Origin of the sequence: Halalkalibacter akibai JCM 9157, from assembly GCF_000513135.1 — a bacterium.
GTDB lineage: Bacteria > Bacillota > Bacilli > Bacillales > Bacillaceae_D > Halalkalibacter > Halalkalibacter akibai.
Genome location: NZ_BAUV01000002.1, coordinates 100,075 through 114,353, shown reverse-complemented (window position 1 = coordinate 114,353; position 14,279 = coordinate 100,075). Strand labels below are relative to the sequence as shown.

The 14,279-nt window shown below is 36.9% G+C and carries 13 protein-coding genes and 1 pseudogene; all 14 read right to left on the bottom strand.

Annotated features, from left to right (window positions below; genetic code table 11):
- Window positions 1-49 precede the first annotated feature (49 nt).
- Window positions 50-1,843 carry a DNA primase gene (dnaG, locus tag JCM9157_RS01925; protein ID WP_035661509.1) on the bottom strand — a complete coding sequence of 598 codons (1,794 nt, stop codon included), beginning with the start codon at window positions 1,841-1,843 and terminating at the stop codon, window positions 50-52.
- 43 nt (window positions 1,844-1,886) lie between these two features.
- On the bottom strand, window positions 1,887-2,366 hold the full coding sequence (locus tag JCM9157_RS01920) for a YaiI/YqxD family protein (RefSeq protein ID WP_035661506.1): 480 nt from the start codon (window positions 2,364-2,366) through the stop codon (window positions 1,887-1,889).
- Window positions 2,367-2,741: 375 nt separating this feature from the next.
- Window positions 2,742-3,557, bottom strand: a complete 816-nt coding sequence (locus JCM9157_RS01915; protein WP_035661503.1) for a pyruvate, water dikinase regulatory protein — start codon at window positions 3,555-3,557, stop codon at window positions 2,742-2,744.
- Window positions 3,558-3,582: 25 nt separating this feature from the next.
- Complete coding sequence (gene ccpN / locus JCM9157_RS01910) at window positions 3,583-4,218, bottom strand: transcriptional regulator CcpN (protein WP_035661501.1); 636 nt, start codon at window positions 4,216-4,218, stop codon at window positions 3,583-3,585.
- A 157-nt stretch (window positions 4,219-4,375) separates the two neighbouring features.
- On the bottom strand, window positions 4,376-6,457 hold the full coding sequence (gene glyS / locus JCM9157_RS01905; protein ID WP_035661498.1) for a glycine--tRNA ligase subunit beta: 2,082 nt from the start codon (window positions 6,455-6,457) through the stop codon (window positions 4,376-4,378).
- A complete protein-coding gene (glyQ, locus tag JCM9157_RS01900) occupies window positions 6,450-7,337 on the bottom strand; it encodes a glycine--tRNA ligase subunit alpha (protein ID WP_035661496.1) in 888 nt (295 codons plus the stop codon). The genes glyS and glyQ overlap by 8 nt, the downstream gene beginning before the upstream one ends.
- Before the next feature lie 334 nt (window positions 7,338-7,671).
- Window positions 7,672-8,424, bottom strand: coding sequence for a DNA repair protein RecO (gene recO, locus JCM9157_RS01895; protein WP_035661494.1), 753 nt, complete (start codon window positions 8,422-8,424; stop codon window positions 7,672-7,674).
- 37 nt (window positions 8,425-8,461) lie between these two features.
- Window positions 8,462-8,608 (bottom strand): YqzL family protein, encoded by a 147-nt coding sequence (locus tag JCM9157_RS23770; protein WP_081734003.1) that lies wholly within the window; start codon window positions 8,606-8,608, stop codon window positions 8,462-8,464.
- A gap of 502 nt (window positions 8,609-9,110) precedes the next feature.
- Window positions 9,111-10,021: pseudogene (era, locus tag JCM9157_RS01890) on the bottom strand (GTPase Era).
- Window positions 10,014-10,412 carry a cytidine deaminase gene (locus tag JCM9157_RS01885; RefSeq protein ID WP_035661492.1) on the bottom strand — a complete coding sequence of 133 codons (399 nt, stop codon included), beginning with the start codon at window positions 10,410-10,412 and terminating at the stop codon, window positions 10,014-10,016. Before JCM9157_RS01885 ends, era begins: the two are co-directional and overlap by 8 nt.
- Window positions 10,409-11,152 (bottom strand): DUF502 domain-containing protein, encoded by a 744-nt coding sequence (locus JCM9157_RS01880; protein WP_035661488.1) that lies wholly within the window; start codon window positions 11,150-11,152, stop codon window positions 10,409-10,411. The genes JCM9157_RS01885 and JCM9157_RS01880 overlap by 4 nt, the downstream gene beginning before the upstream one ends.
- A 17-nt stretch (window positions 11,153-11,169) precedes the next feature.
- Window positions 11,170-11,559: a diacylglycerol kinase family protein gene (locus JCM9157_RS01875; protein WP_035661486.1), complete on the bottom strand. Its 390-nt coding sequence runs from the start codon at window positions 11,557-11,559 to the stop codon at window positions 11,170-11,172.
- Entirely contained in the window at window positions 11,543-12,016 is a 474-nt protein-coding gene (gene ybeY, locus JCM9157_RS01870; protein ID WP_035661484.1) for an rRNA maturation RNase YbeY, read from the bottom strand. The genes JCM9157_RS01875 and ybeY overlap by 17 nt, the downstream gene beginning before the upstream one ends.
- Window positions 12,000-14,201, bottom strand: a complete 2,202-nt coding sequence (locus tag JCM9157_RS01865) for an HD family phosphohydrolase (RefSeq protein ID WP_035661482.1) — start codon at window positions 14,199-14,201, stop codon at window positions 12,000-12,002. The genes ybeY and JCM9157_RS01865 overlap by 17 nt, the downstream gene beginning before the upstream one ends.
- Window positions 14,202-14,279: the final 78 nt, after the last annotated feature.

The following is a 14,279-nucleotide window of genomic DNA, read 5'->3' as shown; positions in this document are numbered from 1 at the left end:
TCCCCTCCTTCCATTGTTCACAACCAAAGCCTCTTTGTTGACAAATACTTTAGTAAAGCTCTTGTTTCATGCGGTTAATTTCCATTAGTAGCTTTGCAGCTTGTAAAGGATCTTGTTCGCGTTTCATTTCAAGTTCCTTTTCTTGTATTTGTACCCGCTTTGGATAAGTTTCAATCTGTTTCATATAATCAATAAGTTCTTGTTCCTCATATTGTTCATTAACTGAGAGCATAGCAAGTTCAGTTGCAGTTCGAACCAACTTATCATCTCTTAAACTTTGTATAAATTGAGCGGGATTTGATTCATTTCCCTCTCCATAATATGCAAAAAGATAAGCAGCTATTGCCTGATGTTCATCAATATTAAATTCTCCACCTATCCGTTCTTGTACAAGATCTGCTACTTCAACATCTTTCATCATATGTGCAAGTAAAAATCGCTCAGCGTTCTGGTAAGCAGGTAATAACTTCTTGGTTTCAAACGTTTTTCGGGGTGTTATTGGTTTTTGTTGCTCAGGTGTAAACTGATTTTCTTTTCGTTTAGAACGAAAAATTTGATACTGTTCCTGCTTTAAAGCTTCTAGCGATAAAGAGAACTCATCTGCTATTTGTCGCAAATAGTGATCTCTTTCCACCGCTCTTGGCAATGTAGCAATTTCAGCAAGAACTTCTTCAATATAGCGCATTCTTTCGGCTTCATTAGCCAAATTTCTACCTCTACGCATATATCGCATTTTAAACGACATGAACGTTAAACTTGCCCCTATTACATCCGATTTAAAGCGATCTGCACCGTATGTACGAATATAGTCATCGGGGTCCATTCCCTCTGGCATATCAGCAACCTTGATCATACAACCAACTTGCTCAAGTATGTTTGCTGATTTAAAAGCAGCATTAATACCAGCTTGGTCTGAGTCATAACAGATTAAGACGGTCTCTGCATTTCTTCTAATAATTTTGGCTTGTTCTTCGGTTAAAGCAGTACCAAGAGTCGCAATCGTATTCGTAAAACCTGCTCCCCATGCTGCAATAACATCGACATAACCTTCAAATAAGATGACGGTGCCTTCTTTTCGAATAGATGGTCTAGCTAAATGCAAACCGTATAACGTCTGACCTTTGTGAAAAATAGGAGTTTCAGCGCTATTTAGGTATTTCGGTTTCTCATCTGAAATGGTCCGGCCACCAAATGCAATAACCTTACCTTGACCGTCCCAAATTGGAAACATCAAACGGTTCCTAAAACGATCAAAATACCCATCCTTAGACTCTCTTTCTCCAAGCAATCCAGCCTGAACCATGAGATCAAGAGAAAATTCGCGCTTTTTTAAGATAGTTGTTAATGCATCCCACCTATCTGGTGCAAATCCAATTTGAAAATGTTCTATTTGTTCCCTCGTAAACCCTCTTTCTTTTACATATTCACGTCCTAATGCCCCTTGTTCCGTGAGAGTTAGCACATGATAGAAAAGTTTAGCTGCTAATTCATGTGCGCTCCGCATCTTTTCATGAGGAGTGTCACTTGAATTCAATGAGGAGCTTTCTTCTGGCAAATCAATATTTAACTTTGTACCGAGTTTTCGAACAGATTCGATAAACGTTAATCCTTCTAATTCCATTAAGAAAGAAAAAACATTCCCTCCTGCACCGCAACCAAAACAATGATATAGTTGCTTATCAGGAGAAACTGAAAAAGAAGGTGACTTTTCGCCGTGAAAGGGACATAATCCAATATACTGTCGACCTTGCTTTTTTAGTTGTACATAATCACTAATAACTTCGACAATATCCGCTGAACGCCTAATAAGCTCAACCTGTTCATCCGGTATCCTTATGCTCATTACGCCATCACCATCACAAGTCTTTTTAATTCGTGCTTTTTTGCTATGATCCTTCTTTTTTCGAAAGAATTTTTAATAACTGTTCAGTAAACTTAACACGGTCTGTTTGCTGAAAAGCTTTCGGCCCTTTGGTTTTCCCACCCATTCTTCTTTGTTTCTGCGATAAATATCTAGCATCGAGCAACTGCGAAATCGTTTCCTCCCTGAAAAGGTATCCACGTGGCGAAATCGCAACTACCCCTTTAGAAAGTAGAATCGAAGCAAGGGCATGATCCTGAGTCACACAGACGTCCCCTTTTTTTGATTTATTAACCAAGTATAAATCTGCTGCTTCTTTCTCATTATCGACTGTAACTATTTGAGCAGTTGAAGGTAACGTTAATGTATGGGCATACGATGAAACAAATACCATTTTCACATTTAAGGACTCACAAATGTCTACTATCTCATTTTTTACTGGACAAGCGTCTGCATCAACGTATACGATTTGTTCTAAAGGATTCATAATAGTTGAATTCAACATTCCTCTCGAAAATCCTGCAAGTATTTAAAAGAATTTCGTAGATATTTGTCGAACGAAGCAAACTCAACTTGATTCGTTCTTTTATCCTTACTATCATTACCAAAAAACGAAGAAAAAGTCTTGACTTTTAAAATTTATTTGTTCTTTTTTTGTTTATGACTAAAAAATCAATGCTTTAGAATCACAATTCTCTATTATACGCAACTTTTCCTGCTTTGCATAGTAAAAAAACCTCATATTAATCCTCTCAATTTCTAGACTTCATACCAACTTAAAAAGCCGTTCCAAGCAAAACAAAGTTTTTTTGCCTTTTCATGCTTCTAGTTTTTTATAAAAAAAGGTATCCTGCTAAACACAAGATACCCTTTATCATTATTATTTTTTTAAGAACATACTTGAAATTAGATTAGCTGTTTCTTCGACAGCTTTATTTGAAACATCTATAACAGGGCACCCAATTCTTTGCATGATTTTCTCAGCATAAACCAATTCCTCTTTAATTCGATCCAGATTAGCATAGTTAGCTTGAGCTTTTAATCCAAGCGCTTTCAAGCGTTCTGCTCTTATATCATTTAACTTTTCAGGACTAATTTTTAACCCCACACATTTTTTGGGGGAAATATGAAATAATTCTTTTGGTGGCTCAACCTCAGGCACAAGTGGTACATTCGCTACCTTAAGACGTTTATGTGCAAGATATTGTGATAATGGCGTTTTTGATGTTCTCGATACCCCAATCAATACTATATCGGCTCTAATTATGCCTCTTGGGTCTCTTCCATCATCATATTTTACAGCAAATTCAATTGCTTCCACTTTACGAAAATAATCTTCATCTAAACGGTAGATTAGGCCCGGCTCATATCTAGGCGCTTTATTAGTTAGAGCACCTATTTTTTCAAGCATTGGTCCTATTATATCTACTGTATCCACCCCCGCTTCAACTGCTAATTGAACTAAATGATCTTTAATTTCAGGTACAACGAGAGTAAAGGCGATGAGAGCTTTCGCTTTTTTAGCTAAAATAATCACTTCTTCGATCGTTTCTTTATCCTCAACATAAGGAATACGTCTTACTTCAAGTCCTGCACTACTGAATTGACTAGCAGCTGCCTTAACAACGAGTTCAGCAGTTTCACCAACTGAGTCAGAAACAACATAGACAACAGGACGCTGCTTAATCGATTCCATTCCTAAGTCCCCCTCTTAAGACTACTTATATAATTTCATCGTTAGCTAAATCAACTAATAAAGCAGTTATATTGGTTTTTGTGATGCGGCCGACAACTTCAAAGCCAGAACCACGGTCCACTTCTGCTACTATAGGTAATCCATCAATTTGTTTATCAATCAATTTGTTAGCTACATCAATTATCAAGTCTTCTTTTTTACAAACAGTAATATTAGGCATTCTAGTCATAATAATGCTTACAGGTATGGTTTCTAAAGTTTGTTTACCAAGACTAGCTCTAAGTAAATCCTTTCTCGAAAGTACCCCTACCAATGTCGTCTGTGCATCAACTACAAACAACGTTCCGACATCCTCTAGAAACATCGTACAAATTGCATCATAGACAGACGTAGAATGAGAAACAACGACCGGTCTTGATTGATAATCGTTGACGGTAATGTGTTTCACTTTATCTGCTAGTAACTGAGTACCAGACTTGCCCGTATAAAAATAACCTACTCTAGGCCTCGCGTCTAAATAGCCCGACATCGTAAGTATAGCTAAATCTGGTCTTAGCGTAGCTCGTGTAAGCGATAATTGTTCAGCAATTTGTTCTCCTGTAATGGGACCATTTTCTTTAACAATCTTAACAATTTGCTCTTGCCGGCTTGTCAGTTCGATTGGTTTTCACCGTCCTTAGCACAAAAAGTGCCATACTAATATAGAATTATTATATACGAATGAAAGCCCACTTGAAAGATTTAAGTATAGCTGTGAGTGTAGATCAAGCAATGAAAGCCCTCATCTACTACTCACTAAAGCAGATTAAAAGCAGGTTCTAAGCAAATACAATTGCTTGGAATTGTGCAAATGATTGAATAACCGCTGCTAATTCTCTCATTTGATAAAGGCGATTATCGCGAACTTTGAGATCTTCTGTCATAACCATAATATGGTCAAAGTATTGATTAATTACAGGTTCGGAACTAGCTAAAGCTTGATAAGCTGACTTAACGTCCCCTTGTTGTAAAGCCTCTTCAACATGAACTCTTAGCTTTAGATAGTGTTCAAAGAGAACTTTTTCCTCATCTTTCTCAAAATATTCTGTTTGTATTTCTCCATCTGACTTAGACTTTTTAGAAATATTCGTTACACGACTTAATGCTTCAACTACCTTCTTAAAAGCTTCTTCTTCGCGAACTTCCGATATTAATTTCGCCTTCTTCATAATGGTTGGGACATGACCTATTTGATCCATGAATACCGCGTCGATAACATCATACTGAATTCCTTGATCCTGTATTAATGCCCTAACCCTCAACTTAAAGAAGTCTATTAAATCTTTTCTAACTTCTTCAGACTCACGTTTTAACAACTTGCGATTCTCTATTACTTCAAGACTAGCTGTTAGCAATTGTTCGAGTTCGACATCCAACTGATGATCATTTATCATTTGAACGACTCCCGCTGCCTGTCTTCTTAATGCATAAGGATCTTGGGAACCAGTCGGAATTAAACCAATTGCAAAACATGTCACGATGGTATCTAATTTTTCTGCTAAGCTCACAATCGTACTAGCTAAAGTGGTTGGACTATCATCTCCCGAGAAACGAGGTTGATAATGTTCATTAATCCCCGTAGCAACCTCTTTAGACTCACCAGCTAACTCTGCATAAACTTCTCCCATTCTTCCTTGAAGTTCCGGAAACTCGCCGACCATTTGTGTTACTAAATCAAATTTAGCAATTTCAGCAATACGAGTAGCTACCTTTTTTGTTGATTCATCCACTTGTAAAAGCTCACTTAAACGTTGAACCACTATACCGACACGTCTAACTTTGTCACCAATTGAGCCTAGTTCTTCATGATACACAATTTGCTCTAGACGGTTCAACGCATCATTGATGTTTAATTTTTGATCTTCCGCATAAAAGAATGCTGCATCTGAAAGCCTTGCTCGTAAAACTTTTTCATTTCCTTTAGAGACATTATCTAGATGCTGATGATCTCCATTGCGAACAGTGATGAAGAAAGGCAATAATTGACCTTCTTTATTTTCAACAGGGAAATAACGTTGATGTTCTTTCATAGAAGTAATGAGAACTTCCTTAGGTAACTTTAGGAAACTTTCATCAAATCCTCCTGATAAAGCAGTTGGATATTCAACTAAATGTGTTACTTCTTCCAAGAGTTCTTCATCAATTGGAATGATCCAGTCATTTCCTTCAGTCATCGCTTCAATTTGGTTGCGAATCGCTCTTTTACGTTCCACTGGATCGACAATTACATACTCCCCTAATAGGGCAAATTTATATTCAGCTGGTTCCGAAATCTCTATTTCCTTCCCTAGGAAGCGATGTCCGAATGACTTAGATCCAGTTTCAATAGAAGTAATTGAAAAAGGAATTAATTCTTTGCCATATAAAGCAACTAACCATCTTATCGGACGAGCAAAGCGAAGGTCATTACTTCCCCAACGCATGTTTTTAGGAAAATGCAAAGAAGTAATGATTTCTTTTAATGCAGGAAGTAATTCAACTGTTTGTTTTCCTTGCACAAATTTATTTGCATAAATGTATTCAATCCCTTTTAACTCTTTGAAGAATAGATCATCTGGATTTACGCCTTGCCCTCTCGCAAAACCAATAGCCGCTTTTGACCAGTTTCCTTCATTATCATATGCAATCTTTTTTGCTGGTCCTTTTGCTTCTTCTTCAATATCAGGTTGGCTTTCTGCGAGCCCTTCGATCATAACCGCTAACCTTCTAGGCGTTGCATAAGCACTAATTGCATCATAATCTAGTCGTTCTTCTTTCAACCAAGCTTCTACTTTATCCTTAAGTTGATTCATGGAGTCTGTAACAAAACGAGCTGGTAATTCTTCTAAGCCAACCTCAAGTAAAAAATCTCGTTTATTCATTACTTAGTCCCTCCTTCTTTAACATCGGAAAACCAAGACGTTCACGTTCGTCATAATATAACTTCGCAGCTGTACGAGCAAGGTTTCTAACACGACCAATATATCCGGTTCTTTCAGTAACTGAAATAGCACCACGTGCATCAAGTAAGTTGAATGTATGTGAGCATTTTAAAATATAATCGTAAGCGGGGAAAACTAAGTTTTCGTCTAGTGCGCGCTTAGCTTCTTGTTCATATGTCCCAAATAAAGAGAAAAGCATTTGGCTATCAGACACTTCAAACGTATATTTAGAATGTTCATATTCTGGTTGCTTAAAGATATCTCCATAAGTGAACCCTTCAACCCACTCTAAATCAAATACATTTTCTTTATCTTGAATATAAGAAGCGAGTCGTTCAAGCCCGTATGTAATCTCAGCGGAAACTGGATTTGCTTCTATTCCACCAACTTGTTGGAAATAAGTAAACTGCGTAATTTCCATACCATCTAACCAAACTTCCCAACCAAGTCCGGCGCAACCAAGCGTTGGGTTTTCCCAGTTATCTTCAACAAAGCGAATATCATGCTCCAATGGATTTATTCCTAGAGCCTCTAGACTTTTCAAATAAAGCTCTTGAATGTTTATCGGTGAAGGCTTCATAATCACTTGAAATTGATGATGCTGATAAAGGCGATTTGGGTTTTCCCCATATCTACCGTCAGCAGGTCTACGAGACGGTTCTACATACGCCACATTCCATGGCTCAGGACCAATTGTTCTAAGAAGAGTGAAAGGACTCATTGTTCCAGCCCCTTTTTCAGTGTCATAAGCTTGCATAATCATGCAATTCTGTTTGGACCAATATTGCTGTAATGTCAAAATCATATTTTGAACATTCATTCCAACTACCTCCTTTTATATTACAGTTACATTCAACATTCGCTAAAAGTAAAAAGCTCTCGTCCCTATGCCTGTTAGACATAGGGACGAGAGCTAATCCCGCGGTTCCACCCTAATTATTAAAATGATTTAGCAACACTGTCAGTGATTTTGCTAAAATCATTTTAACCACTTTCAACGAATGTGCTCCGGTCTGCCTTCTTTACATATCTAAGCCCTAGCTCACACCACCCTAGGTTCGCTTTCTTAGAAAGAATGTAAATACTCCTTACCATCTATGCACCATATGTTATTATATGCATCATACTGAAATTCAACATAGCTGTCAACAATCCTATTCAAAATTACCCATTCGTTCCATCTGTTCTAAAAATCTTCTAGATTTCAGACGTAATCCTGAGTATTCGTCATAATAAGCTGTAACAATTTGTTGAAGCTCTTTCTTTGTTTCTTTTTTTAAAGATATTTGTCCCATTCTGTTTAAATCGAAATAATAAAACAACCGCAACAATCTTGCTACTTGAGCTGAAACAACAAAGGCTCTTTCATCCTTATGCAGACAGTTCTGACACAAAAAACCTGCATGTTTAATCGAGAAAGCCGTTGGAACTTCTGTAGAAGAACAACTTACGCATTGATCAAGCTCCGGCTTAATTCCTGCAATAGCTAACATTTTTAATTCATAAATCCGGAGAAGAACTTCCGGATCTATACCTTCATCTAAATAATAGAGCGTTTGGTACAACAGTTCAAATAGATGAGGATTTCTTTGTCTGTCTTCTGTTAGCTTATCTGTTAGTTCGACTATGTATGTTGCATAGGAAGCTCGAAACAAATCATTTCGAACCTCCCGAAAAGAATGAGTTATGTCTGCCTGATTTAAAGTTCCAAGCCCTGTACTTTTTTGAAAAACGAAAGTACCATACATAAATAACTGGGACGCCGCAGACAAACGATTCTTAGGTTTTTTAGCTCCTCGTGACATCACTCCGAGCTTTCCTAATTCCCGCGTAAATAATGTTACTATTTTATTTGATTCTCCGTAATCCGTTGTTCGAATTACAATACCTTCTACTTTCTGAATCATTCTGTCACCACACATTCTTCGTGAGGTGTCAACATACTTAATGCGTTGGCGAGTCTGTTATTTCAATTTCCTCTATGTCTTCTTGTCCGAATTGTTCGTCTGAATCTCGCTCTAGTTCTTTCAACAATAAATAAGTATCTACATTTCCTGTCATTGAAAAGACTTTCCATGAAAAATCGAGCATATCAGATTCCACCTTTCTTCTTCATAAGACTTCAACGCTCTATACTTGTATGATGACCTACTTTTTTGAAATCATGTTATGGAAATATTGTTAATTGCTTATGCTTGACTTTTTAAGATGCTCTATAAACCATGTTGTTATCATTATCATAAGCTTTTAAATAAAAAAAAACAACGGCCAGACGCCCAGCAGAAGTTAAGTTTATATTAATATTCATTTAAATTTTAAGGCTCTTTTCGCTACTTGGTTGTTTTTCTTCATTTCTCTTATCAGTTAGTTACATTATGAAGGATAGCAACGACTCTTTGAGAATAGAGCCAATTTTAAAAATATCTTTGCTTGGTTTTATGTAGATTCTGTCCAAATAGGCGCGGCGATGGCTTCGCTCTCTGCGCGCAGTCTATAAGAAGAACACTTATAGACTGCTTAAAATCTTGCAGAGGCTTCGCTCATCGCTGAGTTTCTTTAAAAAAGGTTAAGTTCGACCTTTTTTAAAGAAACTCTAGTACTCATCGTCTCTAAATCCGAAGTCTCTTAGGTGGCTGCTTTGTTACGCCAGTCTTTTTGGACTTTTACCCATAGTTCTAGAAAGACTTTTGATCCTAATAGTGCTTCAATGTCTCCTCTAGCTCTTTGGCCTACTTCTTTTAACATCGATCCTTGCTTACCAATAATAATTCCTTTTTGCGATGTTCGTTCTACAATAATAGTTGCACCAATATATACAGTATCCGTGTTTTCTCTTTTTTTCATTTGTTCTACATTTACAGCAACTGAATGAGGGATCTCTTCTCTTGTAAGGTGAAGAACTTTTTCTCTTATTAATTCACTTACAACAAATCTTTCAGGATGATCCGTTACTTGGTCACTCGGATAATATTGAGGACCTTCTTCTAAGTAATTCGTTATTTGTTCCATAAGGGTCGGAACATTATTCCCCTGAAGAGCCGAAATAGGAACAACCTCTTTAAAATCCAATTTCGTACGATAAGTTTCAATAACACCTAGTAAATCATCAGGTTGAATTTTATCAATTTTATTAATAACTAGAAAAATAGGGGTTTTAGTACCCTTTAACTTTTCTATAATAAATTCTTCTCCACTTCCAAATGCTTCTGTAGCATCAACTACATATAAAACTAAGTCAACCTCTCGTAGCGTGTTTTGAGCTACCTTCATCATAAAATCGCCTAATTTATGTTTCGGTTTGTGAATCCCTGGTGTATCAATAAAAACAATTTGAGACTCATTGCTTGTGTAAACACCTTGAATTTTATTTCTTGTTGTTTGAGGCTTGTCCGACATAATGGCAATTTTCTGGCCAATTACATGATTCAGTAATGTTGATTTTCCAACATTAGGCCGCCCGATAATCGAGACAAAACCTGATTTAAATCCTTTTTGATTATTCATTCATATCCTCCGCAGTAAAGGCTCCCGGTAACAAGTCAGACACTGTCATTTCTGTTACATCACCTTTTAAGTTAGTCAGTATTACTTTTGTGTTGGGTGGACATAATTCTACCATTACTTGACGACAAGCGCCACATGGTGGGACTGGTCGTTCCGTTCCCGCAACTACAGCTATCATCTTTACTTTTCTATTTCCTTCTGAATAAGCCTTAAACAAAGCTGTTCTCTCCGCACAGTTTGTTAAACCATAAGAGGCATTTTCTATATTCGCACCTAAATAGGTTGTTCCGTCTTCCATTAGTAAAGCAGCGCCTACTGGAAATTTTGAATATGGAACATATGCTTGTTCTCTTGCTTTTTTAGCTTCAACTATTAATTCCTGTTTATTCATTTAACCTCATCATCCTTTCTTCTCGAACGTACATGTACGACCATATTTGTATGATCAACTTCCGTTTCCATGTCATCAACAATTGAACCTGCATCTGGAGGAACAACCACTCCACCAGAGATAATAAATTTCAGACCCTGCTCCACTGTCATATTAAGCACAATAACATCTTCTCTTGGAACTAAAACAAGCCATCCAGAAGTAGGATTTGGTGTCGTAGGTAAAAATACGTTTATGCAATCTCTAGATGTCACCCGCTGAACTTCACCTCGAGATTCCCCAGTTTGAAAACCAACTGTATACAAACCTTTTCTCGGATATTCAACAAGAACTACATTTTTAAACGAAGAACGCTCTTGAGCAAAGGCGTGAATGACTTGTTCAACAGAAGTGTAAATAGAGTTAGCAATTGGAATTCGTCTAAAAGAACGGTCAATTGTCCCAAATATTCTAACCCCACGCCCTTGGATGCGCATCGCACCAACCCAGGTAATAAGTAAAATAGTTAAGACAAATCCGATTCCAAGAAGACGTTCCGAAAATGGTGTATACACACCTAGAAAATAGATTCGTCCCTCTTCCGTTGTAATTACGTTGAGAGCTTTTAATACATCTGTAATAAAAGAGCCTAAAAATGAGTCTACAAGGCCAAACAATAGTTGTATTACATAAATTGTTGCAATAGCTGGAAGTAAAAAGATGATCCCAGCAATAATATTTTTTTGAAATCTTTTCCACATGACAGAGGGTACTCCTCTCAACCAATCAATTGAATTATCGAAGGGATAAATATAATCAATCCAATAACAACAGCAAAAATACAATACACAAATACAGCTGCTGCTGAAATATCTTTGGCACGTTTTGCTAAAGGATGATACTCTTCAGTTACTAAATCAACTGTTCTCTCAATCGCAGTATTCATAATTTCCAATGATAGCATACCAGCTATCACTAATAATAATATAACCCAATGTAATAATGGTAGTTGCAATAAGAAAGCAGCTATTAAGCTGATCACAGTCACAATAAGATGAATTTGCATGTTCTGCTCATTTTTCACTACATACATTAAGCCGTGTGTAGCGTACATAAACGATCTTAGTAGCCTTTTAAACCCTCTTTTATTTCTATCGTGTAAGCCCATAAGCAGCTAAGATGTCCTCTTGCCTTGAGAACATTTCCTTCTCTTCGGCTTCTGTCATATGATCATACCCTAATAAATGAAGCATGCCATGAACAGCTAAGAAACCCAACTCTCGTTCAAAGGAATGACCATATTCCTCTGCTTGAGACTGAATATGAGCAGCTGAAATAATGATATCACCAAGAATATTCGGCATGTTAAGGTCCTCTACTAAATGTAATTCTCCCTCACCCTGCTCATTTAATGCGAAGGAAATAACATCAGTGGGTTGATCCTTATCTCGATATTCTCGGTTGATTTCCTGTATTCGTTTTTCGTCAACGATTGTTACCGAAACCTCCACTTCACCCGAAAGCCCCTCAGCTTCAGCCGTCTTGACGATTACTTCTTCAACAAGTACATGGTGCTTCTCTGTTAACACACTTGTCTCATCATTAAAATCAACCGTTACGTTCATCTTTTTTGTCTCCTTTTCCTTTTACATCTTCTGGATATTCAATACGTTGATGGAACGTTCCCTTTAATGTCTCACAAATAGATACAGCTACTTTATCTAGTTCTTTCAGTGTTAAATCGGATTCATCAAATTGGCCATCTTCAAGTTTGTCTTGTATGATTTTGCGGACTAATGCTTCTATTTTGTCTGGTGTTGGCTTTTGAATCGTTCTTACAGCTGCCTCAACACTATCAGCAATTCCGACAATGGCCGATACTTTCGTTTGCGCCTTTGGACCCGGATATCTAAATTGTGATTCCGGAATGTCTTTTTCAGATTCTTGATTAGCTTTGTGATAGAAAAATTTTAACAATGTTGTTCCATGATGTTGTTCAGCTATATCAATGATCTCTTTGGGCATTTTATACTCACGCAGCAAGTCTGCCCCGTCATAAGGATGCGCAATGATAATGGTCCTACTGAGCTGCGGAGAAATCTTATCATGGGGGTTTTCCATTTTCATTTGGTTTTCTATAAAGAAATGCGGACGTTTAGTTTTTCCTAGATCATGATAATAAGAACCTACTCTTGCTAATAATCCATTTTCTCCAATGGATTCACAAGCAGCCTCGGATAAATTCCCAACCACAACACTATGATGATATGTCCCTGGCGCCTCTACTAATATTTTTCTTAAAAGCGGATGGTTCGGGCTCGAAAGTTCAATTAATCTTGAAGTTGATAAGATACCAAAACCCGCTTCAAAAAATGGTAACAATCCAATCGTTAATACAGCCGCTACAAAGCCAGAAAGAAAAGCAAAACCAATATGCATGCCAATTTCAAACCAACCAGTTTGAACAGTTTTCAAAAATAATAGAGCTAATACAGCAACCATATTTACAAATGAGACAAACAATCCAGCTCTTAGTATTCTAGATATTCGGTTAGATTTACTTAGAAAATATGCGCCAGCAAATGAACTAAATAACATGTAAAACCCATAACTAAAATGGAAGGTTCCTACTGTCTCATTATTAAACATAATACTACCTATTACTGCAAACATAATCCCCGTAAATAAAGCAAGCCTTGTATGAATTAGTAATGTGATTAGCATGGCACCGATTGAAACAGGTACAACAAAACCGATCCCTTGAATTTCTAACCCCTCTAATAAACTTGTAATCTTCATTAGAACAACTGTCGAAACAAAAATTAATGAAAACATTAATAAATGGCTATTGTTTTTCTGTACAGATGTTTTAGCTTCATTAACGTAATAAGAAAGCATACTAATAATTAATCCAACTAATAAAGCTAGGCCGATATAAGGAAACACATTAAAGGAATCATCTAGTAATCCTACCATCCTTAATTGCTCATAAATATCATGACTGATCAACTCACCTTCTTTTACAAGAAGTTGACCTTCACGAATTAAGACAGGTTCAACATTCTCTGCTGTTTCTTGTCTTAATTGCTCAGTTGCATTCGCATCATATATGTAATTAGGTATGATGGCAAATTCAGCTGTTTCTTTCATGGCTTCTAATAAATTTTGGCTTACTGTAGAAATCGCAATTTGACTTTTCACTTCTTCTTTTGCTTCTGACAGATCTCGAATTGAAATTCTAACACTCATTATTTCATGCACAGCATTCGTTGTTGTTTCTCTTGCTATTTGTAATTGAGAGTCAGTTGCTTGCAAGAAAGTGATTAACGTTTCATCAGAAAGATCATTGCTCGTTTTTGGAGATAGCACTTCTTTCACAAATTCAACTTGGCGACTCAGCATCTCTTCTTCATCTAAGGCCTCTTCTGCTGTTTCTTCAGATTCAAGAATAGCTTCCTGCTCCGCCTCAGCTTCTGTACGGACTTGAATTACTAAATCAAATATATCATGAACTTTTCTTACTTGGTTTTGAGCATATTCTCTTTTCAATTCGTAAACGGGACTGACTTCATCGACAGCTGCGCTGCGACGTTCTTCGGTTGCTGTTTTATGCTCAATTGTAATTGGCGATCTTATATCTTGTTCAGCAATTTGAGATAGTTGGACGTCTAACTTTTCAGGCAAAACATTTCCGAGTAATAAAACATAAAGAATAATGCCTATCATAAAAAAAAGAAAACCTCTTATGTATTGATGGTCCCTTGCTCTTTTCCACCATTTTTGCTGATCTATGGAAGAACTTTTTTTCATTTGTACGTCACCTCACATTCCTAACACTTTGTTATAAACGAAGACCCTCTTATTTATTAAAGAGGGTCTTCTTATAAA

Bases quoted from the DNA above. Each gene is read 5' to 3' on its own strand.
- JCM9157_RS01885 (WP_035661492.1), bottom strand. From the start codon at position 10,412: ATGAATAAACAGGAATTAATAGTTGAAGCTAAAAAAGCAAGAGAACAA.
- JCM9157_RS01915 (WP_035661503.1), bottom strand. From the start codon at position 3,557: ATGGAATCGATTAAGCAGCGTCCTGTTGTCTATGTTGTTTCTGACTCA.
- glyQ (WP_035661496.1), bottom strand. From the start codon at position 7,337: ATGAATGTTCAAAATATGATTTTGACATTACAGCAATATTGGTCCAAA.
- JCM9157_RS01920 (WP_035661506.1), bottom strand. From the start codon at position 2,366: ATGTTGAATTCAACTATTATGAATCCTTTAGAACAAATCGTATACGTT.
- recO (WP_035661494.1), bottom strand. From the start codon at position 8,424: ATGATTCAGAAAGTAGAAGGTATTGTAATTCGAACAACGGATTACGGA.
- glyS (WP_035661498.1), bottom strand. From the start codon at position 6,457: ATGAATAAACGAGATTTTTTACTTGAGGTTGGCTTAGAAGAATTACCA.
- JCM9157_RS23770 (WP_081734003.1), bottom strand. From the start codon at position 8,608: ATGCTCGATTTTTCATGGAAAGTCTTTTCAATGACAGGAAATGTAGAT.
- JCM9157_RS01875 (WP_035661486.1), bottom strand. From the start codon at position 11,559: ATGGGCTTACACGATAGAAATAAAAGAGGGTTTAAAAGGCTACTAAGA.
- ybeY (WP_035661484.1), bottom strand. From the start codon at position 12,016: ATGAACGTAACGGTTGATTTTAATGATGAGACAAGTGTGTTAACAGAG.
- dnaG (WP_035661509.1), bottom strand. From the start codon at position 1,843: ATGAGCATAAGGATACCGGATGAACAGGTTGAGCTTATTAGGCGTTCA.
- JCM9157_RS01865 (WP_035661482.1), bottom strand. From the start codon at position 14,201: ATGAAAAAAAGTTCTTCCATAGATCAGCAAAAATGGTGGAAAAGAGCA.
- JCM9157_RS01880 (WP_035661488.1), bottom strand. From the start codon at position 11,152: ATGTGGAAAAGATTTCAAAAAAATATTATTGCTGGGATCATCTTTTTA.